Annotated in this window: 33 protein-coding genes and 1 pseudogene; 4 read left to right on the top strand and 30 right to left on the bottom strand. The window is 33.4% G+C overall.

From position 1 onward, the window contains the following. Positions 1-236: 236 nt before the first annotated feature. From AMET_RS09015 to AMET_RS08950, 15 genes and pseudogenes are all read right to left on the bottom strand, one after another. Positions 237-668 carry a hypothetical protein gene (locus tag AMET_RS09015; protein ID WP_012063015.1) on the bottom strand — a complete coding sequence of 144 codons (432 nt, stop codon included), beginning with the start codon at positions 666-668 and terminating at the stop codon, positions 237-239. Between the two features lie 88 nt (positions 669-756). Continuing rightward, a complete protein-coding gene (locus AMET_RS09010) occupies positions 757-1383 on the bottom strand; it encodes a hypothetical protein (RefSeq protein WP_012063014.1) in 627 nt (208 codons plus the stop codon). A gap of 37 nt (positions 1384-1420) precedes the next feature. Next, positions 1421-2086, bottom strand: a complete 666-nt coding sequence (locus tag AMET_RS09005; RefSeq protein ID WP_012063013.1) for a synaptonemal complex protein 1 — start codon at positions 2084-2086, stop codon at positions 1421-1423. Between the two features lie 63 nt (positions 2087-2149). Next, positions 2150-2590 (bottom strand): hypothetical protein, encoded by a 441-nt coding sequence (locus AMET_RS09000; RefSeq protein WP_012063012.1) that lies wholly within the window; start codon positions 2588-2590, stop codon positions 2150-2152. 121 nt (positions 2591-2711) lie between these two features. Beyond that, on the bottom strand, positions 2712-2984 hold the full coding sequence (locus tag AMET_RS08995) for a hypothetical protein (protein ID WP_012063011.1): 273 nt from the start codon (positions 2982-2984) through the stop codon (positions 2712-2714). Between the two features lie 125 nt (positions 2985-3109). Further along, positions 3110-3682, bottom strand: coding sequence for a hypothetical protein (locus tag AMET_RS08990; RefSeq protein ID WP_012063010.1), 573 nt, complete (start codon positions 3680-3682; stop codon positions 3110-3112). Positions 3683-3975: 293 nt separating this feature from the next. Then, positions 3976-4710: a DUF4367 domain-containing protein gene (locus AMET_RS08985; RefSeq protein WP_012063008.1), complete on the bottom strand. Its 735-nt coding sequence runs from the start codon at positions 4708-4710 to the stop codon at positions 3976-3978. Between the two features lie 17 nt (positions 4711-4727). Then, entirely contained in the window at positions 4728-5291 is a 564-nt protein-coding gene (locus tag AMET_RS08980) for an RNA polymerase sigma factor (protein ID WP_012063007.1), read from the bottom strand. A gap of 291 nt (positions 5292-5582) precedes the next feature. After that, positions 5583-6083, bottom strand: a complete 501-nt coding sequence (locus tag AMET_RS08975) for a hypothetical protein (RefSeq protein ID WP_012063006.1) — start codon at positions 6081-6083, stop codon at positions 5583-5585. 358 nt (positions 6084-6441) lie between these two features. After that, positions 6442-7008 (bottom strand): hypothetical protein, encoded by a 567-nt coding sequence (locus AMET_RS08970; RefSeq protein WP_012063005.1) that lies wholly within the window; start codon positions 7006-7008, stop codon positions 6442-6444. A gap of 64 nt (positions 7009-7072) precedes the next feature. Further along, positions 7073-7312, bottom strand: coding sequence for a hypothetical protein (locus AMET_RS08965; RefSeq protein ID WP_041720560.1), 240 nt, complete (start codon positions 7310-7312; stop codon positions 7073-7075). Between the two features lie 117 nt (positions 7313-7429). Further along, a complete protein-coding gene (locus AMET_RS08960) occupies positions 7430-8152 on the bottom strand; it encodes a DUF4367 domain-containing protein (protein WP_012063004.1) in 723 nt (240 codons plus the stop codon). Positions 8153-8169: 17 nt separating this feature from the next. Beyond that, the gene (locus AMET_RS08955) at positions 8170-8733 is read right to left on the bottom strand and encodes an RNA polymerase sigma factor (protein WP_012063003.1); all 564 of its coding nucleotides are present in this window, start codon (positions 8731-8733) and stop codon (positions 8170-8172) included. Between the two features lie 202 nt (positions 8734-8935). Further along, a pseudogene (locus AMET_RS26520) lies at positions 8936-9055 on the bottom strand (helix-turn-helix transcriptional regulator); the annotation flags it as partial. Positions 9056-9268: 213 nt separating this feature from the next. Then, a complete protein-coding gene (locus AMET_RS08950) occupies positions 9269-9586 on the bottom strand; it encodes a hypothetical protein (protein WP_012063001.1) in 318 nt (105 codons plus the stop codon). A gap of 417 nt (positions 9587-10003) precedes the next feature. Between AMET_RS08950 and AMET_RS26515 the strand changes: the two genes are divergently transcribed. The 4 genes from AMET_RS26515 (at position 10004) to AMET_RS08930 (ending at position 11135) form a co-directional block, all read left to right on the top strand. Beyond that, positions 10004-10156 (top strand): hypothetical protein, encoded by a 153-nt coding sequence (locus AMET_RS26515; RefSeq protein ID WP_242661423.1) that lies wholly within the window; start codon positions 10004-10006, stop codon positions 10154-10156. Between the two features lie 61 nt (positions 10157-10217). Then, on the top strand, positions 10218-10409 hold the full coding sequence (locus tag AMET_RS08940; RefSeq protein ID WP_242661422.1) for a DUF2922 domain-containing protein: 192 nt from the start codon (positions 10218-10220) through the stop codon (positions 10407-10409). Positions 10410-10464: 55 nt separating this feature from the next. After that, entirely contained in the window at positions 10465-10809 is a 345-nt protein-coding gene (locus AMET_RS08935) for a hypothetical protein (protein ID WP_041720558.1), read from the top strand. Positions 10810-10811: 2 nt separating this feature from the next. After that, positions 10812-11135 carry a hypothetical protein gene (locus AMET_RS08930; RefSeq protein ID WP_012062998.1) on the top strand — a complete coding sequence of 108 codons (324 nt, stop codon included), beginning with the start codon at positions 10812-10814 and terminating at the stop codon, positions 11133-11135. Between the two features lie 531 nt (positions 11136-11666). Here the strand turns inward: AMET_RS08930 and AMET_RS24990 are convergent. The 15 genes from AMET_RS24990 to AMET_RS24980 all read right to left on the bottom strand — a co-directional run bounded on the left by AMET_RS24990 (position 11667) and on the right by AMET_RS24980 (position 24761). Next, positions 11667-12017, bottom strand: coding sequence for a transposase (locus AMET_RS24990; protein ID WP_083760927.1), 351 nt, complete (start codon positions 12015-12017; stop codon positions 11667-11669). Beyond that, positions 12018-12278: a hypothetical protein gene (locus tag AMET_RS08925; protein ID WP_041720556.1), complete on the bottom strand. Its 261-nt coding sequence runs from the start codon at positions 12276-12278 to the stop codon at positions 12018-12020. Between the two features lie 144 nt (positions 12279-12422). Continuing rightward, entirely contained in the window at positions 12423-12563 is a 141-nt protein-coding gene (locus tag AMET_RS27350) for a DUF4181 domain-containing protein (RefSeq protein ID WP_408626403.1), read from the bottom strand. A gap of 146 nt (positions 12564-12709) precedes the next feature. Beyond that, complete coding sequence (locus tag AMET_RS08920) at positions 12710-12910, bottom strand: hypothetical protein (RefSeq protein ID WP_041720554.1); 201 nt, start codon at positions 12908-12910, stop codon at positions 12710-12712. A gap of 380 nt (positions 12911-13290) precedes the next feature. Next, positions 13291-13578: a hypothetical protein gene (locus tag AMET_RS08910; protein ID WP_012062996.1), complete on the bottom strand. Its 288-nt coding sequence runs from the start codon at positions 13576-13578 to the stop codon at positions 13291-13293. A 116-nt stretch (positions 13579-13694) separates the two neighbouring features. Continuing rightward, positions 13695-14336 (bottom strand): SurA N-terminal domain-containing protein, encoded by a 642-nt coding sequence (locus AMET_RS08905; protein WP_012062995.1) that lies wholly within the window; start codon positions 14334-14336, stop codon positions 13695-13697. 194 nt (positions 14337-14530) lie between these two features. Further along, positions 14531-14659, bottom strand: coding sequence for a hypothetical protein (locus tag AMET_RS26880; protein WP_278184244.1), 129 nt, complete (start codon positions 14657-14659; stop codon positions 14531-14533). Between the two features lie 852 nt (positions 14660-15511). Continuing rightward, positions 15512-16462 (bottom strand): DUF5050 domain-containing protein, encoded by a 951-nt coding sequence (locus tag AMET_RS08900; RefSeq protein ID WP_012062994.1) that lies wholly within the window; start codon positions 16460-16462, stop codon positions 15512-15514. A 341-nt stretch (positions 16463-16803) separates the two neighbouring features. Continuing rightward, a complete protein-coding gene (locus AMET_RS24265) occupies positions 16804-17274 on the bottom strand; it encodes a hypothetical protein (RefSeq protein WP_012062993.1) in 471 nt (156 codons plus the stop codon). A 228-nt stretch (positions 17275-17502) separates the two neighbouring features. Continuing rightward, positions 17503-17850 (bottom strand): transposase, encoded by a 348-nt coding sequence (locus tag AMET_RS08890; RefSeq protein WP_041720550.1) that lies wholly within the window; start codon positions 17848-17850, stop codon positions 17503-17505. A gap of 266 nt (positions 17851-18116) precedes the next feature. Then, a complete protein-coding gene (locus AMET_RS08885; RefSeq protein ID WP_012062992.1) occupies positions 18117-21026 on the bottom strand; it encodes a TOTE conflict system archaeo-eukaryotic primase domain-containing protein in 2910 nt (969 codons plus the stop codon). A gap of 289 nt (positions 21027-21315) precedes the next feature. Beyond that, entirely contained in the window at positions 21316-21888 is a 573-nt protein-coding gene (locus tag AMET_RS08880) for a hypothetical protein (protein WP_012062991.1), read from the bottom strand. Positions 21889-22616: 728 nt separating this feature from the next. Continuing rightward, entirely contained in the window at positions 22617-23174 is a 558-nt protein-coding gene (locus tag AMET_RS08875) for a class I SAM-dependent methyltransferase (RefSeq protein ID WP_012062990.1), read from the bottom strand. A 1-nt stretch (position 23175) separates the two neighbouring features. Next, entirely contained in the window at positions 23176-24288 is a 1113-nt protein-coding gene (locus tag AMET_RS08870; protein ID WP_012062989.1) for a metallophosphoesterase, read from the bottom strand. 215 nt (positions 24289-24503) lie between these two features. Beyond that, positions 24504-24761: a 4Fe-4S dicluster domain-containing protein gene (locus tag AMET_RS24980; protein WP_083760919.1), complete on the bottom strand. Its 258-nt coding sequence runs from the start codon at positions 24759-24761 to the stop codon at positions 24504-24506. Position 24762 lies beyond the last annotated feature (1 nt).

The raw sequence follows: 24762 nt of genomic DNA, 5'->3' as shown, positions 1-24762 counted from the left end.
ATTCCTTGGATGTGATTTGTAAATAACCGTTGAGCAGATGATGTGTAATAGATAAAATTTCATCTCTTTTTAAATACAAACCTAAATAATCCGACCATAAATATAATTAAAAGTAGTAAAAATACTAAAATAACTAGTTCAGGCATCCCTATTCCCAGTATCATTTGCACTTCCCTCCTTTACTTGATTCACCTTCATATACAAATATACAAAGGGTTGTTGGATTCTTATATATATCAATTCGTATCCACAATCAATTTAATTTTGTTTACATATGAACTTGGACCGACGATGGTTGCCTGATTTTCTGATAGATTAATGCTCAGTTCTTCTTTCACTATCCACCTATAGGTAATCAAATCGAACTTAGGCTTTAAAATAAAAGTATCCTTGTTTTCACTAACAATTTTCACTCCAGCACATTCTAGATACTCCCTGAGAAATCGCTTAAAAGCCTCTTTATCTTCAATTGGTATCCCTATGACCGCCCTTTTATATTGGGCGGCACCAAACACACTAAACATTACAGAAATTATCATAACAGTGCTCCAATAAATTTCACTATTAGAAAATATAAGTCCGATAATGATTTGAAACATGACTAACATGATAAACATTGTAAAAAACATCTTCAACCTCATTCCCATATAAAGCTTACTTTTATCCATCACCGCCCACCCCTTCAAATAATTTTGGCATCATACATTTTTTTCTAAGTAGCCTAAAAAAGATAATTTAGAACACAGGACTTTATTATCATTGATCTCTATCCTCGACCTTAATCTTAATCAAAAGTACAGTGATGTCTTCATTAATCATTTCATTGATGGAGTCTACATCTTGATAGTCATAGGCTGCCCTCATGGATCCTTCGTTCTGTCGATACACAGCTAATACCATTTCTTCACCTGACTCTAGTCCCACTGTCTCATTTCCGATCCCATAATCCCAGCCACTAATACCAGATTCAATAAATAATTTCTCGCCAATAGGCTTAGGGCCTGTGCGAGTACCCTTGGAGTATAAAAAGACTTGGGGATCCTTACCATTAGGATTTATAATTCCAAATCCCATTGGACCTTCAACTACTTGCTCAGGGCTTAAACCATAGGAAAGCTGTATAAGTGGAGATGCCTCCATTACTTTCCCATCACGATAACCTTCCACCCATATGCTAATCCAGGTTTGATCAGCACGAGGTAATTTTAAGTTGAAATCAAAAAGATTCCCAAGCCCTAATTCTGTAAATGTCTCTTCATATTTAGAGTCAGGATTGATAGAAATATAAGCTACTTTATTGTCATCATCGATTTCATTATTACATCCCACAGTGAATAACATCAACATTACCGATAATATAGATAAATAGGCCATTTTAGTCATAAGCTACTTCCCCCTTTTCTTTATCAAAAAAGTGCTTTTAGTTCTCACTAGTTAATTCCTCAATAATCTTTGAAATATTGCCGACTGTTTTCTCCATCCGGTTTATCTCATTCTCATCTAAAAATAAGCGGTGCTGTATGATGCCTAGTCTAACGCCGCTACTGGCTCCTCTGGATCTAAATTTATGGGAAAAAATAAACAGCTCTGATTTTAATTGGTCATACTGTTGAAACAGTTCTGTCTCTATTACTTCACCCTTTGCCAAAATGCTGTTGTGGTGATTCAAAAATACCTCTAGTTGTTCGGATAAATCACCGATTATCCCATAGAGCTGTCGTTGGCTACTACTAGAAACCAATCTAGTATGATTCATTTGTAACAGTAATGGATTGGTGTGCTGGTATATATCTTCTATTACCTTATTTAAAGAAGCAATGTCCTCCATATTTTCCGTTTCCTTATTTGCAATTTGAGTCACTTGATCCATGCTGCTGGAAGTTAATAGATACAAATTATAGGTGGCTGTATTGTGACTGCTTTGTACTTGTATGTACTGGTAAGTCACAAAAATATTAATGATAACTAGTGCTCCTCCTATGATTGCAAGCCGCTTATTGAACAACTTTGATTCTTTAGTGATTGCACTCATTCCCCATAAAAGAATCACAAGAAATCCAACATTTAAGAATATTGAATCAAACATAGTCACCCTCCTTTCTGATGCTACCTATTAGATTTCCCTAATCAGGATGTTCTGACAGATTATTTAGTTATGTTCATTAATGGAATCGACCTTTTCAATGCCTTTTATGCAATCTGTTATGCTCATCCCTAACCAAACTGCGGTTAAATACAAAACAATTTCATGAGCTTCTGCTAATGAAAGCATGGTAGGAATTCTATAATTAAATGCATAAAATGCTGGAGATGTTAGAAATGTTAATATTAATGCAATTAAGCCTTGATTTAGAAACTTAATCCAGTTAAATTTTTTGTTTGATTCCCATCTTTCAATTAATGCAGGAAGTCTAAGGAGTGTTCCAAATAGAAATGGAATTACCGTTGCCGCTAAGTACATTGGTCTTGGATCGTAAATTCTGCCTACTAGGAGTCTAATGTATTGTAGTAACACAACTGAAAGTACTAAATACACAACATTCAGTATGGACCATATCAACCCACTTTTGATGAAATACTTTTTAAACATTGTCCAGTTCCTCCCTTATTAAAAAGATTTTTCAGTATTATTATTCATCAAATTAATCTGCATCTCATTTCCCATCTGTTATGACTTTAAAAGATAATGGGATATATAATAGGTGGTAATACTATTCTTCTATATCATTTATTAACTTACTATATTTTTTTTCATACCTATTCCATCCATTAGTTGCACCAATTCGTGCAGCAATATAACTTACAACAAAAATTAAAATGAGATTTGAAAAATTAAAAAATCCCAATTCACCTCTGTATAATTTTGCAGCTGATTGACCTACCAATATTGAAACTGCAATTAATATGCTCCTTTTACCAACATACTTTTCTTTTCCCTCTTGTCTATATCTGATCCAATTTTTAATAAACTTTTCAGATTTCATCCTTTTCTCCTAACATAGATTTAATAGACGCTCTCTACAATACCCTACCTAAATGAATGACCCCTACTCCGCTTATTGAATACACATTGAAAATTAATATTTAATGGCAATGAATCGAAGCTAAGCTAATCATTAGATACATCCATATATTTATTTCTATGAGGATCCATGGCATCTAAAATAATTTCTCTTGTTAAGAAGAAGGCTACTCTACCTTCATATGCTTGAGTAATGTTATTATTTGAATAACCATCTTGTATGGTAGTAAAGCCCACATCATAATTATATTGAAATTGATCTAATAAGAAGCTCTCCTCATAAGTAATATTATCATCTAAGCTAGATGTATTGAGCAGTTTTTCTAATATAGCTTCTTCCTCTTGAGAAAGTTCAGTATTATTTTTATATGATTGTTCCATGGCAGATAATGAGCTCAATATCGAGTCTCCGATTTCATCACTGATATTAGCTTCGTCAAAAGCTACCGGCAGGGGAATTGCTTTCTTTAATTCTTCCACATATTTTAAAATGTCTTCATCAGTTTCCTCTTTAAGTAGCACATCTAAGGCAGGACGCAAAGTTTGATCATCAGATATCACTTCAACTACTTTACTAGTTCCTTCATCTGCTGTATTACTACATCTTATTCCGGCTAAACCTATACTGCCTATCAGTATTCCTACTATAATTTTTTTCATTTTAATCCTCCTGGCCCATTTATCATGCAGAACAAGTTTGTTTCATCATCACGCTTAAATAAACTGTACGCACCTTTGCATCATCTTCTTAATACAGTTTACTAAATTCCCCCCTTTTAATTTAAAATCTAGTTTTGAAGCTTTGGCTTCTATTTGCCCCTCACTATACAGAGGGAAGGTTTTCATTAAATGTTCCCATGTCTAGTAATGTTTTTGCTATATTCTCTAAATACATCAAATCAAAACACTGTTAAACCCAATAAAAATAAGGATATAGCTAATAAACCATATCCTTATTCTATAGAAAGTATCAATTTCTTAATTTCTTCCTTACCAACTCCGGTCACTGTATATTTGACTTCTGACATTTGCCATAAGACCATCACTTCACCATCACTGAACTCCATCATATGATAGTCGATCCCATTTTCTTTAAATTGACTTACCTTTGTTCGTTCTGAATCTACTTGGATTGTCTGAGCATATTCTCCTAATATTGGCTCTTGAACTAGCTTAATTAAACTCTGATCCTGCGACATATATAGAAGCCCTGCAGTTAATGTTTCACCAGCAAACTGTTTTAATATGATTTCATCTATGGAATATCCCGCTGGGGTGTAAGTAGGTATTTTTATCTGAAATGTTGCCCTTCCAATTGCCTCCTCAACAGAGAGGCTTTCTGTGATCAACTCCCAGCTTTCATCTATATCAGGGTTTAAATTAGTACTTTGCCTTGATTCTATATTGATAACTGTTTTGTTTTCAACTGTATTAGTAATAAAGCTTAAAACTCTCCTGTAATAGGCATAACCTTCATCGGTATTGCTGTATGTAAATACCAGTACTAGCATTGCAGCCACAATTCCTGCTACCTTGTTGTTAAAGGTAAATACTGTAAAATAGCTTCCTTTATTAATATTATTTTCTATATTGTTCCATACATCACTCATGTCTGGAATCTCGATCAAAGTCGTTTCTTCCTGAACAACTTGCTTTATTATCGAATCTAAATCCTTTTTCTTAGTCATTTTCGCCCCTCCTAACCTTATATCGTTATTGGTTGGCCACCTTCAGCAATCATTATTTTGGATTTAAGTATTTTTTTAGCTCTAAACATTCTTGATTTCACTGTTCCTGGGCTGATATTCAATGCAGTTCCAATTTCATCATAAGATAATTCAACGTAGTAATAAAGGATGATCACCTCTTTATAATGACTGTTTAGATGATTAATTTGTTCCAATATATTTGCCTTGAGTTCTTGTTTTTCTATTATTTCTTCTTGTAACTCAATGGGCTCTATCACACTTACCATGGGCATCACCTTATCATAATCATCGGTCAAAATCTCCTTGCAGTTCTTTTTACATTTATCCTTGGCCAAGTTAGCCGCAATTGTACAAATCCAGCTTTCAAACTTGCTTAAGTCCCTCAAGGTATCCATCTTTTTATAGGCAATGGTAAAGGCTTCTTGTACAATATCCTTCGAGTCTTGATCATTTTTTAAAATATAGTAGGCTACCCGATAAACTTTGCCTTTATATGTTTCAAATAAAATTCTATATGATCTGATTTCTTCAGTACTTTTCTTATTTGTCAGTCGGTTCATTTTGATCAGCTCCCTACCGTATATGTATCACCTACATACTATATGATCCTTTCTGGGTTTCTTGTCGAAATTTGATGTTTTTATAAAAATTTCATTATTCTGTTACAAGATATTTTTGATTTATGTAGAATAAGACTTTATTAGCAATCAATTTCAATATTTTAGAATAGAATAAAAGAATGGCTACACTTTTAGTATCAAATATGTAACCATTCCTTCTTTTACTTTCTGTCGCGTAAAAAGGATGATGTGAATTAACTTCTAGTATCTTAAGTCAAGATAAGCTCGCTGTCACTGCTGCAATGAATTTATTTCTTGCAAATTTTCTTCTAACATTGCGACAATTTCTCTATAAGCCTTTCTATAATTACTCTCTTCCCTGAGACGATGCCTTTCATGATTACCTATAATGTCATGTAATTCTTTAAGCTCCTTATTAATCTCTGTAAAGTTTTCTTTATCTTCATTCGCGTAGCCTCTTGTAATTGTCCAATATAAATATATCATCTGACTTTGCGTAGATTTAGCATAATCGTAATAATGGAATGGAGGGTTAGTATAAAAGGCGTGTTCCCCCCTAGATGCCATTGCCCCTCCGTCTTCAGTCTCATCAGTAGCATGAATTAATATGCCAATATGATTTAAGGCATTGTTGATATCTGAAAACATTAGTTCGTTATTAATACTATCGTATAAGGTGTAAATGTGATAAGAAAAACCAATCGAAGTAATCAGAGATAAACCTACTATGATTTTTAAAATTTTACCTGGCTTTTTTAGTGTTGTAGCCATGTTAACTCCTCCTTTACACAAATTTCCAACAAACTACATTGCACTATTTCTTGATTTCATCTCTTACTTCAACTAATATATCAATTGCAAATTAAAAAGATAATATGACTTATCCCTATCTAAAGAATGCCCTCACTGTTAAGAACGCAGCAACCGTAAGTGCTACTAAGAATATCAAAATCCATTTTATTATTTAGACCAATTCAATTTCTTCCCCCCTTGTATTTTTTAATACATTGGCTTTGTTAATGGCTAATGTTGATATTTTAGAAGTAAATAAAGGAATGGCTATATTTCTAATGTTTCAAGCATATTTCCATTCCTTTATTTCAAACATTTTGTGGACATAAAAAAGATACTATTCATTAGATAAATATAAGTCCATAATTTTCTCTACTTTTGGGCTAAGTACAGTGTGCATCTCTTTCGCTACAAACCCTTTATTATTTCTATACATTTCACCTCTCGTCTGATTTTCCAGCATAACTATTCCGTTTATATTTCTTGAAAATTCTTTAAGGTTATCTCTATTGTTCTTTATGTCAACTTGGTTGAGATTATTGGTTATATCTTGCATATGAATAGCAAAGTTCCAAATTAAGCTTGGTAATTCATCTTTTTTATCACTAAGCATTCCATAAGTTCTAGCATGTTCTACTAAATTAAAACTGTATCCATATAATGCTTGTAGTTCTCTTTCTCCAGCCCCAAGAAATTGCAAATCATTGTTTGCTAAATAATCTAAGCTATCACTGTAAATCATTAAAGTTGAAAAAAAAGCAGTATAATTATTATTAGCACTAAGTCTTGTTATCTTTTCATCAGAAATGAATTTTGCGAATAAAAAAATGTTTGCCAATAAAGATATAACCAAAATACCAATCAAAATTTTAATCCTATTTCCTGTTAAAAAGTTATTTGTCATTTTTCAAATCTCCTCTCCAGAAAGTTACCAAAGTTGTGTGGCAGTATACATCAAGTGCGCAGTATCACTCAACCTCTATCGCTTTTTTCTTTTTAATTAACCCAGGAAAACTATATACTATCCAAAAGGCAATAAGAAACCTAATTGTGTCTATAAGGAAAAATTGCAAATTGAAGTCATCACGAAGCACCCTATAACGGAAAGCATGTATACCCACAGCGATCCCTATCCAACCAATGAACTTATAAATTAGAAAACAAGTAAAAAACTTCTTTGTTTCTTTTATAATTTTGTGTTTTTTCAATATGAACCCTCCTTTTATCATTGTCATATTTTTTTCTACGCAATTTCCATTGTCACATTTTTAAAAATATTAATTTATTTGAATTCAAAAACAAGTGCATTGCTTTAAGCCATGCGCTTATTCTATAGAAAATACCATTTTCATTAATTCATCATTACTAGTCATATCAACCGTATACTTCACTTCATGCATATCCCATATAATTATGACCTTATCATTTTTCATTTTAATAACAGTGTAAATGATATTATTTTTCTCAATTTGTTCTACAGTAGCATTATTTAAATTGATGTTTATCACTTCAGCATGTTGTTCAAAAATAGGCTCTTGATCAATTCGAACTAGCTCATTATTATTGGAGATATAAATAAGCTCTACATTCAAAACTTCCCCATTAAATTCTGTTAGGAACGCTTCTTGTATGTTATATCCATCTGGTACATAAGATGGTATACCCATATGAAAACTTACATTCTGTTTGGCTTCTTCTAAGGATAACTTATGAGTAGTGGTTTCAAAATTCAATTGAGGATTATTATTGCTACCATAATCTAGTTGAATACTGATATGATCTCCTTCAGTACTGGAGAAAAAGTTTAAAATCCTTCGGTAATATGTATAGCCCTCATCAGTAGTACTAAGGGTAACCCCTAATACTAATAATGCAGCGATTATGCCTGCTATCCTTTTGTTGAAAGTGAACAATCTATGCTTATGTTTTTTATTAATATTCTTTTCTATATCATTCCACACATCATACATATCTGGAACTTCTATCAAGTTTACCTCCTGATGGATTACTTCTTTTATCACTCTATCTAGCTCATTTACTTTGCTCATTTTGATCCCTCCTAACCTTATATTGTTACTGGCTGACCTTTTTCAGCTTTTATCATCTCAGATTTTAACATCTTTTTAGCTCTAAACAGTCTAGATTTTACTGTCCCTTGACTGATGTTCAGTGTAGTTGCAATTTCCTCATAGGATAATTCAACATAGTAATAAAGGATAATCACCTCTCTATAATGACTGTTTAGGTGATTAATTTGTTCCAATACATTTTCCTTGAGTTCTTGTTTTTCTAATATTTCCTCTTGTAACTCAATGGGCTCTATCACACTTACCATGGGCATCACTTTATCATAGTCATCGGTCAATATCTCCTTGCCGTTCTTTTTACATTTATCCTTGGCCAGGTTGGCCCCGATTGTACAAATCCAGCTTTCAAACTTGCTTAAGTCTCTCAATGTATCCATTTTTTTATAGGCAATGGTAAAGGCTTCTTGTACAATATCCTTCGAGTCTTGCTCATTTTTTAAAATATAGTAGGCTACCCGATAAACTTTGCCTTTATATGTTTCAAATAAAATTCTATATGATCTGATTTCTTCAGTACTTTTCTTATTTGTCAGTCGGTTCATTTTGATCATCCCCCTCCGTATATCCATCACCTACATACTATATGATCCTCTCTATGTTTCTTGTCGAAATTTGATGTTTATATAAAAGTCCATTCTCCTGTTCCAAGATATTTTTGATTTATGTCGCGTGAATAAGATAGTGTAAAGTAACATTATTTCACCGTCGCATTTAATAAGTAACACTCATTGATAAGGTTAAGATTTAAGCATTAAATTCATCAAAATAGAACAATTCTTCAAACTTCTTATCTAATGCAATGTAAAGAATAAGTGCTAATTTCGCAGTGGGGCTAAACTGCCCTGTTTCAATAGAACTTATGGATGGTTGTGTACCCCAGAGGCTTTTAGTCTTTAGGGTGGGTGGTGGGAATAAAAACAAAGAACACAGAGGGTTGCCGATGGTTACGGCAACTTTCTGTGTCTACGATATGGTAACTTAGTTCTGTTAATTTAGTTATATTTCTTTGTCTCTTTTTATCACTTCTTCAAGCAATAAGATAGCTCTTCTCAATTAATCAGTCTTCTATTTTGTATTCTACTCCTCTTCTTCCATACTTTTCTTTAACTCAATCAATTCAAATCCAAGCTCCGTCAAGGCCACAGTTCCTTTTTGATATAAGTCTTCATTTATTGCTCCTAAATCCACTAACCACTTAATGGAAAATTCTATTCCCCCATCTAGCTTGATCATAATCCTAGATTTAACTTCTTCAATTTTTGGATCTCTCCAGATCTCATGTGACAGTTGGTATATCCCCTCTAAAAGTTGAAATTGTTTTCCCCCAACCCATATTCCCTTCCCATTTCCACTGTTGATATGCATCACTAAATCACTCATTATTTTACTGGTCATTATTTTACTCCCCTCTTATTAAGAACATGTGTTCCACCCTATTATATCTACTTTGCCTAACCCTACTTTGCCTACTTTGCCTATCTCTTCTCTTTTTTGAAAGTGTTTTTCTACTTTATTTCAACTTTATTTCAACTTTATTTTCCCTGATTGATTTCATCCTTCCACTCACTGAATTTCAAAATATCATAGGATATAATGTAAAAAACACAATAGAGGAGGAATCCAATGAATCAAATTCAAATCGCTAAGATTAAAAAAATTGATATTAGTAATAAAGTAGCTGCTGACACTTGGAGTCAATCCATATCAATTGTGTTAAGTGATATTTAATTAAATGATGAAAACCTTGTGGCCCTTAGAAAGTTTCGTCCCAATGAAGAGATATCCGTTTCATTGGACCCTTTACAGCTTTCCATGTTAGGAAATCAAGCCTCAGAGGATGAGGAAATGGTTGAAGTCCTTGAGGAGTCTGATGAGTCAGAAGAGTCAGAAGAAGACCACTTTACCATTGATTATGATGAGGAGCTGCTCGAGGGAGATCAGATAGTTAAAACCTTTACGTTTTAGGATTATTCCCTAGGAAATACCAATACGAAAGAAGGTGTAGTCCTTGGATAAGTATTTACGAATGGTCTTTAAGACCGGTGAAGATCGTTTAGTCAGCCTGAGAGTCTCCGTCCCTAGAGAGGATCTTGATGCAACACAGGTGAAGGCTGTCATGGATTTAATTGTTGCAAAAGATGTGGTCTTCTCAGCTGCCGGTAACTTAGTGGCGGTGGATAGTGCATACATCGTTGAGACTGCAACAACTGAGCTTTAAGTGGTAGCTTAGGTCATCAATTAAGTTTCATAGACTAAAGGAGGTGCCAAGATTCATGAATATCCAAATCCCAAAGAAAGGAAATCAACCATCCAAAATTTTTTCTCTACTCATTTTCATCCTGGTGCTTACCACTACACTGGTTTATTACTTACTCTATCGTCATATCATACCAGCTAGAGGATACGCCATGGAGGGAGCCTTCAATACAGAACAGGCAACCCTATTGTTTCTTATCTTCATTGTATTTCATCTGCTATTCCTGCCCCTTGCCAGCCTACAAAATAGACTTTGTAAAACCAATGGCAATTCCCAGGCAATCACATCCGACAGTAATGACTTTTTAAAGGCCAATGAAAAATGCCGTGAACTTAACTCACCTTGTAAACATGAGGTTTAGCCATGGATATTTTAATGACCGAATGTATTTTTTTCATCTTCATCTACTTATTTTGTTTTCTCGGTGCCCTGTCTAAGGATCTACTGGATACTTTCTTAGAAAGAATAGAAGGAATTTTGATCGTAAAAATCATTGTTTCTTCTCTGGCTGTCACTATTTTACTGTATGGTTTTTCCGATAGATTACTGGAGAAACTCTCTTTTAAGCCCTTTACTACTTTATGTTACACCATGGGATTGATTAGCTTTGAGGTGTTGGTTAAGTATAACAGTATGAAAAACATTGGGGGGTTTAGTAGAGGAAGTGTATCGAATCAAATGGGATAAAAATAAAGATAAAGGATGATTTCCCCTGTTTACGAGAAAGTTTCCTTTATCTCCTTTACTTATCTTTAACAGGTGTATTCTGTGCTTAAACCAAGAGAGTCCATAAATTTTCATCTATGAAACACTAAGTATTCAACTAGAAAATTACCCTCTACTTTATTCAGTATTAAAAAAGCAAGAGAAGAAAATCACTTCCCTTGCAGATCTATGCTCCTGTGATGCCATCCTCTGATGTCCATACATTGTAAACCTAACAACCCAAATGACAGCAGTGCCTATGTTCATTGTTGGAAAATCATCTTATAGGATATATGTCATCTAATTAGTTAATCTAATGTTGAGTGAAATTACCTTTTTCTACGCATTTTGGATAGATGATGTGAAACAAAAATTTATAAATTATATGTACAAATAGACATTTAGAGAGGTAATAAATTTCTCTAACCTATCCCGAGGTGTAATATTGACTAAATATGATAGAACTCCTAGTGCTTAGTCACATGACAATCTGTGGATACACATGCTGAAGTTTTATACGAGCATCTTTTGTAGTAAAATGCCAATTAACTCCTTTTGGGATTCATTACGGTTCTGCTCCCATAGATATGCTTTGGTTTGCAATGTTTCTATATCTGGAATTCTCTTGTTAAGACACTGCCTTGTGAATACACTTAACTCTAACTCCGCTATATTCAACCAGCTACCGTGTTTTGGGGTATAGTGTATTTCTAAACGTTTAGCAAGTTCTCTTGCTTTCTCAGATGGGAACACCTCATAAATGACTGATATTTTATGAGTATTCAAGTTATCACAGACCAGAATGACTTTTTCTACTTCAGGATATTGAAAAGATGATGTGTAACAACTAGATAAAAATTCTATTTAGCGAAAATGTTCTGGGTTAGTTATTAGGTAAAGGTAGGACCAGAATATTAAATGTTCAATTGTACTTCCAAAGAAATCAATATTAAAGCCTAATCTTAAAATTAGAAATGCAAGTATAAATATAATAAGTAGCATTATTTTATATTTTGCAATTCCAAAATGCCTAATTAATTTATCTTTGTAGTTAAATACCTTATTTAGTAAATAAAGTGCTAAAACCCAAATTGATGAAGCTAAAAAAATTAATGGCAGATTCATGCAAACCCTCCTCTAAAAACAAAATACTGGAAACCACATAACAAAACCTAGTTGCTTCTATTGCTTAGATAATCTTTTACGCCTTAAACGATGATATGCAGGAACTAATTTCCTATGTCTTATCTATATCCTATATGATTTTATCTAGAAGAATAATAAGAGTATTATCAAAAGCAATGAAGCTCCAGCAAAATTTAAAATATTCAAAATGTATGTTTTTGATTCTCTTTCAAATTTCCATTCCATAAAAGCACGGAAAGCAAATATAAAGATAAAAAATTTCATCCCTTCACTCACCAAATTCTCTCTCTGTCTTTAAGTTGTTATATAAATAACCAAGACATTTTCATCCAAGCTAATTAAAATAATTCAGATATCTGCCTTCATAAATTAAAAGCTTATTATCCATTAAAATGAGTTTACAACTATTTTTAATATCCTTGCACTTTGTTTAAAATAATGATAAACAGTATTGGGATACTAATTAGTAATAATAAAGCTATCCATACTCCCACTATAGTGCCTATATTCCTGTTAACTTTTTTTCGTTCTTCAGTATTTTTAGCATTCTTATATGCCTGATATGCACAACCAATAAGTATAATAACTGGTATTAACCTAACTAGTGCCATGAACCCCTCACCCTCTTCATTTAGCATTCTTATATGAAGCATATACATAAATAATAATTGTAACAACTTGTATCAAAATGCCTGTCCAAGTTATATAACTATCGCTATATACCTATTGATTTGTCACCATTCTATATATTAGCATCAGTATCCCAAGTATCCCCCCAAAAAATGTAACTATATAGTAAGTAATGTATGCGTCCAACCATTTATTTTTAGAACCTTTTTTATCCCCAGTATCTGACGAGCTATTGAAGCCCTTATGTATTAACCCGTTTGACCTTGGTCCTGTGAACTTCGTGAATCTTCTAAACAATTCAACCCCTCCATTATATTAATTTCACACATTTATCGTCACCATCTAGTTTCGCCTCAATGATTTATACAACTTTAACTATTCCTCCAACTATAAATAATAAAACACCAATCAGTGCTAACCTAAAAACTTTTGGAAGGAGCCTTCTAATTGAAGTCTCATGCTTTTCATCAACCTCATAAAATTGCTTCCCATAACGCAATATTAGAAATGGTCGAATGCTCCATACTCCTAATAAAATAAGGATTCCTCCTACTATCTGAAGGAATGCCCCTAGATAAAAATAGCGCATAGCACTTCCCCCCATCAGCACTACTCCAACCATCGAAATCACAAACCAAAATTTGTCCATTTTTACCCCCTTTATTTCATCTAATTCACCTTAAAAAGAAAGTGCATAATAGAACCTCTTTCACAAAAGTATATTCGGTACTCTACCTGAGCAAATATCATTGAGTTTTCTCTATATCAATTTTTTACCTTTAACTTATTTACTTCAAAGATTTCTGATATTAAATCAAAGTATTCTTCTTGAACTCCTATGTCTGCTTCTTTGATAAGAGCATTTAAATAGGTTTGCTTGACCGAAGCGATTTCTTCATTTTCCAAATCTCTTTCTCCAATAATCGTTTCCTGCTTATACAATTTGTCATGCTTTAGAGCGGGTTTCATACCATTTAAGAAATCTTCTGCGTCTATATGGGGATTATTTTCAATAAACTCTTCAAAACTAATATCATCTAGGGCTTTCTCATATGCTTCCTTAGCTTCTTCGTTACTTGCCGTAATTCCCAACTCTCTTATCTTTTGTTCTTCTATTTTTTCTCCTATCAATGTCTTCAAAATATTTACTTTAAGCTTATTTAAGTCCTCATATATACCTGTAGGTTCCATGATTTCATAAAGCAGTTCGAATTTTTCTTTATATACTTTTTCTCCATTTACTAGAGCGATTACATCTTCATCAACTTCTTGAATCTCATTTTGTGATGACAGCTCTGTTGCATCTTCTTTTCCTTGTAGGGTACAACCTGTAAAAGCCAATATAATCAAAGATAAAACAGTAATTATTAGCATTCTTTGGCTTAAACCCAGCACTCTCTTTTTCATTATTCTACTCTCCTTTGAGTCACATTTTTCATCTGGTTTGCACTACAAATAATGCTCAGTACACGACAATTATGAAGTAATACGGGATTAATTTTCTGCTTCCTACCCCCCTATAGCTGAGAGTGCTAGAACTGCTCCAAAAATAATAGCTGTTGAAGGGTACAAATATATGATTTCTCTTGTAGATAAATAGCTCAATAGATAACGTCCGCCCATATAAAGGTAATCAAAACCAGTAGTCCGATTAATGGTTGTATCCAGTCCCCACCACAACTATCTCCCCCTAAAGTAAAACTATTTATCTTATGCAATGATTTTCTCATAGTTATATCCAAGTAATATTCATTCCAATATACCCTCCGAAATCACTTTGGGTTTTCATGCTATCTCCAATAGTAAGACACTGTACTCCAGAAAATGTTCCTACAATTAAATGAATCCCAGGGTTTTTAACTACAATAAAAGCAATGAATTTACTCCATTGCCTTTAATAGATCTATAACTTGTTCAAATTCGATTGGTCAAGATCCATAATCATTTTTTGGCATTCATAGCATTTAAAGGCCCTCACTTTAGGTCTCAGAGAATTATCCACATGAGGTAGTACTTCTGAGCCAATTGCCACTCCTAAAAACAAATTTATCGGCAGGCAACCACTTTAAAGAATACCTATCACCGTAGATATATCCCCCTTAATTCCTTTTGACAATATGGACAATTCATTTGATCACCTTCCTGCAGTATCCTTTAACATAGATTAATTTCGCATAAAACTTTGTATTAAATTAGACAACCCATAGGGAACATATGCTATTCCAGCAAGAGAACCGAAGAATCAAACCGGAGCACAATCCTTAACACCTCACTATTCATAAGTTTTTTTGCCATATTTATAACTTTACTTAATTTGGAATAAACGATTAATTATTATTACAAGACCATCATATCATACTATGGAATAATTTTACATTGAACTATAGGAACAAAATTTAAATGTCTATCCTTATGTCTTTTTTTACATTAATGCTTTGTTAATGGCTAATGTTGATATTTTAGAAATAAATAAAGGAATGGCTATATTGCTAATATTTCAAGCATATTTCCATTCCTTTATTTCAAGCATTTTCTGACACATAAAATCGATAATCTGACCCTCTTGTGATTATATATAATGTTTATAGATCAAATAATTCAATCCATTCAGTACCGTCTAGATTCATTCGATAAAAGCTTGAGTCGGCATGCAAATAGATGTGATCATTAATGATGTGAATGTTCGTTACAACGCCTTCATAAATCATAATTTCTTCCTTTGTTTCCAAATTGATTTTATAAAACTCCCAATCTTGGGTATCGAATCCTTCCCCTTTGTGAGCAGATACATATAGCCAATTATCTTTAATATTCATGTATTGATTCCGTAGGGTGTCCTCTTCCTTAATTACTTCTTCCTGTGAGCCATCGTGTCTAATCCTTTTGATCGTTCCTTTCTGGAAAAAGTAGTAAATCCATTCATCATTCATCATCATAAAAGAAGTATTGTTAGTTAATTGTTCTCGTACGCTACCATCAGTTTTAACTCTGTATACATATCCGCCTTCACTTTCTAGATAGTACAGCCATTCATCCAATACGTAAAGATGCCTTGCTCTAAAATCATCTGTTAACTTGACCTCTTCACCTTCATCAATGTGCATTTTATAGATTCCTCCGACTACAGATTGAGGGTCTACATAATATAAATAATTATCTTCTTTAACCATTTCAATTCCTTTTGAAACTGATAGGGGCATCAATTGATCCATCTCTGTTCCGTCAGTTTTTATTTTGAAAAATCCACTATCTTCCCCTGAAAGCTTTATAGTATAAATCCACCCATTTTCAATGTGGAGTCTTGAAAAGATGCCTTCTGCCACTTTCGACACTTCCCGAGGATTTTCATGTAATCTAAAGATCCCCTCTTCGGCTACAATATTAAAATAGACATTTCCTCCATAGCCAAAGAAGAGGTTTCCATTTGATGAATTGGCATCGCTATTCCAACTGTTATTATTGCTTGTCGTCGGCATACTACAACCTGTCATGACTACAGAAAAAATAATAAGAAACAATAAAATTCTTTTCATAATTTTACCCCTTTCCAAGATAGATATTATCATTTCAAGTATACAAAGCTTATACTTGTAGCTTTGAGTGGCAATTTCCATCAAGTACGCAATATCACTCAACCTCTATAGCTTTTTTCTTTTCGATTAACTCAGGAAGACTATATACTATCTAGTAGGAATAAGAAACTTAAATAGATTTATAGAGAATAGTCCCAAATTAAAGCCATCGGTAAACTCATTATAACTGGAAGCATCTATACCGAAAGCACCCCCTATTCAACGAATGAATGAAAAATCAATATTTCAAAAGTTATATTTCTTATGAGAGAAATTTAAAAACACCCTCATGATTTCTATTATTAACTCTGCATATTTTCATCACTTAACTCTGGTTTGCTATTATTAGTGCTTTTGTAAAAGCTAGTTACCAAAGTATACCCGAACAAAATTTGAAATATATTCATTGATGTAATCCTAACAGGAAGCACTATCTGTAGTGTCTCTAATATTGGTCTTGATCCGGGTATCCATAAATACATCCACGTTAACAATGATAAAAATAAAGCTGGTATACACAGAAAGTATAATTTATATTTATCAACTTTCCAACTTCCCTCTTTCCTTTTCTCATTGAAATAATTATGAGATGCAAGTAAAATTCCGATACCCATATTAAAAACCGTTGTAATAAACATAAGTTCAAGAATAAGGGGTTTATATAGCCGCGATCGAAGCTCTGTAATGTAGTTTTCTATAAATCCTCCAGCAGCAGCATAAATGATGAATACCCCTAAAGTCAATAAATAACGTAATGCTGTTTTTTTTGACATACGCTCCCTCCTTGAATGTTTTTTTTCTATGAATAATGATTAAACCTTTTATTAAAGATTAACACTAGTGTTCAAAAATTAGATAATATTTCTATTGATTTTTAAAAATTTTTTCAGTTTTGTTGATGGAGTTCTACAATTAAGCCTTCAGGGAATATATCCCAGTAAAATTAAATACAACTATCCTTATAAAACAATATTTTGGATTTTTATGAAATTATATATTGGTTAACTTCCAAGCCATAGCGTCCAACTAAATGTCTCATTATTTACAAGCTTAGTTATCGAATGCTTAATCAATCGCTTTATTTTCAATAAGCCTAAGGATGTTTTAGAAGTCTTTTGAATCATCCTCATCATAACAAAAGTAATGATAGCTGTTATAATCTGGTTCATTACTGCATTTAAGCTATGTCCAATAATTTTTTTGATTTTCAAATGTTGCTTTATCCATTTGAAGAATAGCTCTGTCTCCCAGCGTTTCTTGTATAACCAAGCAACTTCTTCACTGGATAAGTCAAGTTCATTTGTTATAGAAATTAAACTTCTTCCTTCGGCATCAATGATTTTGAGCAATGTAATGGTCAGTATCTAGTAGATAAGTAGATTCTTTCAACTTTTTCCAATCAATGATGTCTAATAATTTTTCGAAAATAGTGATATAATTATCCTTAACCAATAGTCAGTACCCCCTTGCAAATATGGTTAGTGGTGTAATTATATTAAAGCAAAGGTTACTGACTATTTTCATGTCTAAATTTAAAGCAAATTATGAAAGTACTGGATACGAAGTATTGTAAATGGATTTTAAATCCATTAATTGAACACTAGTGATGTTTTCATCAAATATCGATAGAACACAGTAGTTCATCAGCAATATTCAAATTATCTAGTCTTATAATACTTCCGTCGGAATTGTTAGAACTTAAAAGATTTATGCCTCCATACCAAACGATCCGCTGATCCATTACAGCAAATTTCTGATGAATGTTAGATTTACGAACTATATTGCCACCTATTTTTTTAATATCATTAATTGTACAAGTAATATTAAACCTATCTTTTTCCTTGTAATCTGACTCCGGACGTGTAATAACGGTAAGTTTTACTCCTTTTCTCATTATTTCTTTTAAATTGGTCAATATTTGTTCTAATCCTTTCTTATTAACATAAGGACTAACAATAGTGATTCCTGATTTAGTAGCCAGCATATCATCTCTAAATGCAGTTAAAAAGCAATTATTACTGAAAATAGAGTTAAGATCATTAAAAGAATTGCTATCACTCTTAATTGAATACCCAATGGCTGCATATCCCTTTAGTCTTTTTTGATACATTTTTTCAAGTATATTTACATGTATATCTATGTAATCATATATCTGAACTTCACTTTTACTCTCATATAATCTATGAAGCCTTCCTGCATATTGAGATATTGTTCCTTTCCATGCTACAGGCATAGCTAAAAACAAAGTATCTAATTTTGGCATATCAAATCCTTCTCCTACCAATCTACCTGTAGCAACTATTACAGTACTATTTCGAGCATGCAGGTTCTCTAGCTTTTCTAATTCAACCTTCCTTTTTTTTGACGACATCCTCCCAGTTAACGTAACCACATTCACTGATTTTTCTTCTAAATGTTGCGCAAGTATTTCAACGTGTGCTGTTCTTTCTGTTAATATAATTGGATTTCTTTCTTGTCTTAAAGCCTCTAATACATCTTCAATAATAAATTGATTTCGAATAGCACTTGTACAAATATCTGAATATATTTCTCCAATTGACCAGTCCTGTTTATTCTCTACGCCTGACCTTCTAAATGAGGTAAATCGAGGAATAATATAATGCTCAAAAGGCCTTTTTATAGCTTGTTTTAAAGGATCAACTTTATATCTAATAGGTCCACATTGCATAAATATAATTGGATGATGCCCATCTTTTCTTATGGGGGTTGCAGTTAAGCCGTATACATATTTTGCATTAATGTTCTTCATTATTTGTTCAAAGCTAAATGCAGGAACATGGTGACATTCATCCACTATAACCATCCCATACTCTTTAATAAACGCCTTTACCTCATCACCTTTTACTAATGACTGCATAATTGCAATATCAATAATTCCATGAGAATTATTTTTCCCAGCTCCTATTTGTCCTATAGCACTAAGCTGCTTTTTACGCCCTCTTTTATTACCTTCTTCTGTAGGTACAACTTCATTAATCTCTAGAAACTCCCCCAAACGCTCTTTCCATTGTTCTAATAGCTGTCTAGTATGTACAAGTATAAGGGTGTTTAGCTTTCTTTCAGCAATCAATTTTGCTCCAATTACGGTTTTTCCAAAAGCGGTAGTTGCAGATAAAACACCATTATGAAATTGTAGCATTTCGTTAACTGGTTTTTCTTGTTCTTCCCTTAAGCTTCCGCTAAACTCAACATTAATTGTTTTTTCATAAAATCTTTCATCTTTCCATTCAATAGGAATTTTATATTCCTTTGATAAATTCACAAGATCTACCTCACATCCACGAGGTAGACATAAATATTCACTAGTTTCATCACATAATGAAATGATTCGTGGTTTACCATAGGTAGATATTCTCATTGCCTGAGCCTTATAAAAGTCAGAATTTTTAAAAGAGGCTAAGCGCTTCATTACATTTAAAGATTTACTTGAGAATCCTTCCTTTTCTATATAAAGTCCATTGGCTCTTATAACATGGATTATATTAGGAAAATCAGTTTTTGTTATTTTTTCTTTTACGCTAGCTGTTTCCCATGGTTTTGGTATCTGATCATTATCTGTTCTTAATACCCCTAATTCATTGCCTCTACCTAGTTCTGATATTATAAGGTTAATATCACATTCCTGTAATTTTCTAACACGATTAAGGTATTTCCATTGATCATCATAGGGACTAAGATTGGTGTCAATAAAGCAACTATTGCTACTTTTTCTAGCATATAATTGCAAAGGTAATGCAATCAAATTTCCAAGTCCACCTTTTGGCATGGTATCTTGATTGGGAAATAGACGATCGTAAGATTGGAATTTGATTTCATGTCTCTTCATCATAGCGTAGGTTAGTATCGCCGTTCCAAATTTTCTAGCTATAGTGGCACTAGTTTTTTCTTGAAAAAAGAACCATATATGAGCACCATTGCCAGATCTGGAACGTTCAACTGAAGCTGGAATGTTCTTTTCATCACAAATTTCCATAATAGCAGAAATATCATTTTCCCATCCAGTGTCATCAAAGTCCATTGCAAGAAAAAAACAAGATTCATCTTCAAGCATAGGATAAATTCCCAGTATATCCTTCCCCTTAAGATGTTTCTCAATTGCAATCTCATCTAATAATGCATATTTTTTATTATTACATACAGAACATTTTATTTGTGGTTTATTACAAACTCCTTTTTGCCACTCATTTAAACATACTGGGCTATATCCAGATTTCCCTTCTTTATTTTGCCATCGTTTAGCATATACCTCTGAACGTCCTTTAAATAGAGACATAAATAGCTTAACCTTTTCTTTAGGAGAACTGTAATTATTAGTGCCTTCAACCTTAATTCTATTTGTTTCTATATTTTTATTTCTATCTATAGACATGACTTCCTTATGTTTTCCATTATAGGTGGAATAACCTATATTAAGCTGTTCCTTAAGATTTTTGTTTTCATTTCTTAATACCTTATTTTCTTCCAGCAGATTTTCATATTTTTCTAGAAGAACATCATATTCCATAATAAGTTCTCTCCTTATGCTATACATGGTTCTCGTTATATTGGCATATCACTTTTTCAAGTATATCTATTATCTATAGATATAGCTCCACTAAGATTTGTGCTAACACATTTTTCAAAATAACAGCTTTTTATACTAGATTCATGAAAACTACAAGTTAGTATGAGGACGGGGTTGCTGCTTCCCTTCCGCTATATAACTTCCAGATAATATTTACTGGTGCCTCTTTTCTTCTCTTTCATCTGCTTCACCATATCATCAATACTCTCAATAAAGGTTTTTCCACCTGTTAACGAAGTAAATTGAAACGTTCTCTAATCTCTATAAGTCCTAATAATGCTCCCTGTTCATAACTTTTACTAGGGTAAAGAGATTTTAACTCAGCATGTTTTCTTAAGAGCAAGGGGACATCCGATTCATTTCCCATGAAGCCTATAATTATACAAGCTAAAGAAAGGGCATACGGTGAACGAATATCATCAATAATTCGAATCAAATCTCCACAATAGTTGTTATTAGCCTTTTTGATTAACTTTATAGTGTGTTCTATAAAAACATTATTTCCCGAAGTTTTTAGTTTTTCAATAATGATTGGCATCAATACATCCTCTTGCTCTAAAATCTTGCTGTGAAGTAAAATATGATTCGAATTGTCACATTTTCCCCTCATCATTTTTAGCAAAACTTCTGAAGATGACTCATTCTTAAGCATTTCTGCTTCTTCCTCACCCCTTTTGATATAATTTTTGCTTAACTGGTTTGCAACCTCATCCAATCCATCATAAAGTAAATAACTATATACAAATCTTTGTACGCTGCTCTCTTTCACAGGATTCTCATCAAAAAAAATTTTGTTTAGCATTTTCTATATCCTCTCCTGGTAATCATTCTCTTTACCCCAAACACCTACCATCGTTTAAATACCTACCAGGCATAATTTTACAGTTTCTATTATATCACTTATTCCTACACTTATCTTCAAGAATCTGATACTGTTCGTACTAAAAAAAAAATCCCTGTAATCACAATGATTACAGGGATTTTCTAGCCTTTATAGCTACACTACACCTTTCATATTAGCGTTTTATATCAACTATTTACTATAGAAAAACTTGATCTTAAATCACTATAGTGTTTATAGTTATTTTTTTTCATGAAGTTTTTTCATGAAGTAACCTTCCTACAACAATAAAGGGATGGATGCCTATTTCTTCTGCAAATAAAGTAATGTTCTCTCTATTAATTTTTTCAGCTTTACTAATAAAACGACTATACTCCGTAGGTGGAATAAGCCAGTCGCTTGCTTGCTTATCAGCTTCACCCTCATCGCAGTCATTATTATAGGGTTCTTATAAGTGAAACTCTTTACCATCGTGGAATACGATTTTGGGGGTAAAAAGATTCATTTAAAATAAGGTGATGTATTTTTACAATTATGTAAATTTATGTTATAACTAAGATATAAGTATTGACGCGTAAGAGGGATATTGTGAAATATGGATTATTTATACTTGATGAAGTTGGAGGCCCTGGGACACATTGTTAAGAGGTGCAGGTGGGATCTGTTATTATTACTTACAGAATAAATCTTTAGACTTTACATTTCAATACATATGCTGGCGGAAAGTTAAACAACACTTTACTTTTCTCAATATCTTTAAAAAACTGACTAAAGAGCTTCATCTTAAAAAGTGTGTACTGAAATGTTATAAACACTCCTTCATTTCCTAAAATTTCTTTTGTTGATGATAATATATCGCAACTTATATTGTCATCCAAACTTGCAAATGGAATTCCTGAGATTACATAATCTACTTTTTTAATATTGTGTCTGTCCAGGTGTTCTATTATATTTGCTGCCGAATCCTTAACAATAAAAAAGTTTTGGTGGTCTTCGAACTTATTCTTTAGAATGTTATAAAAAGCATCATTGTATTCAATAGTCAGGAGTACAGTATTATTTTTCTTTTTTTGCAATATCTTTTCAGTGAAAATCCCAGTGCCTGGCCCGTACTCTAAAATACATTCTGCATTTGAAAAGTTAATGTCTTCTATCATTTTATCTGCTAGATTCTTAGAACTCGGAACCAATGCTCCTACTGTCATAGGGTTATAATAATATTGTTTTATAAAACTACATACTTCCATTCTACACCCCCTCGGATATCAACCGTAGCATATTAATTTCATTGGATGTGCCTAGGCGCGCGCGTAACATGTAAGTACCAGCACCTTGGGAAACAAACACTTTGGTTTTGTCATGTTGGTGAAGCCCCTTGTTGAACGGAAACGTAATCTCGTTAAATAATGTAAATGGAAAGACTTGGCCCGCGTGTGTATGACCTGACACCATTAAGTCAATCCCTGCTGTTGCGGCGTACTGAACACCGACCGGACTATGATGCATTAGCACCGATGGCATATCCGACTTTAAAGGAATGCTTGGCAAAACTGATTTGATTGTACGGGTATCATCGGATGGGTGCATGTCAAAGGTATCCTCGTCCGCATTCATGTAGTCAAATCCGACTAATTGGAGTCCCTGGATCTCGACGACCTCGTTACGTAGAACCCGAATGCCGTGACTTTCAATCAGTTGAAGCGTTCGCTCGTTGTCGATGTACTTCTCGTGGTTGCCACCTACGAAGTAGGTAGGTGCCGCAAAGTCAGAAAGTGGATTAAGGACGCCGGGCAGGAGTGCCGCCTCAGAGTCGATCAAATCCCCGGTGATGAGAACTAAATCCGGCTTTCGACGATTAGTTTCCTCTACTATTTTTGCAAGATAGTCCTTGCTGCGATGGTGACCTAGATGTACGTCTGAGATGAGCATTACATCAACCTCACTTTTTAGCCCCGAAAGTTTTATTTCCTTCTCATTTACTACAAAGGAGTTACCCAACAGGGCACCTACCACAGTTACAATTAGGGACAAGGCCAAGGCTACCGTTCCGCTCCACGCCATAGGCAAGTTCCAAATAGTTTGAATCGCATGAAAAAAGATAAGTGCGAAAAACAGAAAAATATAGAAAGTGAAAATATAACCGCCTATAATATTTAGAATTCCAACCAACTGACTTGAAGACTTCACCGCTATTACTATGGTAGCCATAGCACCGATGACCCCAACGGCAACGCCAAACTGTACCAGATATAAAGAATTTAGCCCAAAAATCTTTTGTAGCCTAAAGCCCACATACAGTATGGACAGAACGAGCAAAGCGAAAATTACAATAGAAAATCCGATGGACAACAGCTTATTCATTTACTCACCTCTACTTTTTTTATTTCCAGACATATTATTTGGGTACATAATTTTAGTAATTTACTTTGGGATTATATCGCAATCGCTTTTTTTATATTGTTAAAATGCTAAGCACCACAACGATTATTCGCTCTAATTATTTCTTTCAAAGTAACATCAGGATTAAGCCACCGCTTACTGCTTATTTCATTTTTAAGATGTATAGCGTTTTGCGGTCAAAGGTGCAGACACCCATAGCAACTTGTACAGTGGTCACTAAACTGAACCTTATTTGCAACCTCGATGTTTTGGGTAGGACAGACCTTGACACAGGTACCGCACTGCTTACATTGCTCGTTTACGATGTATTTTAATGCACCCTTTCCATTATTAGGCAGCTTACTAACAATTGAGGTTAGCGCCCTTGCTCCTATCGATGCTGGACCTTGCCGATGCTTTCGAGCTTTGATGTCTGCTACAATTATCCCTGTCATT

Origin of the sequence: Alkaliphilus metalliredigens QYMF (assembly GCF_000016985.1) — a bacterium.
GTDB classification, from domain to species: Bacteria; Bacillota; Clostridia; order Peptostreptococcales; family Natronincolaceae; genus Alkaliphilus_A; species Alkaliphilus_A metalliredigens.
The sequence above is the reverse complement of the archived record's forward strand: the minus strand, read 5'-3'. Positions and strand labels throughout refer to the sequence as shown.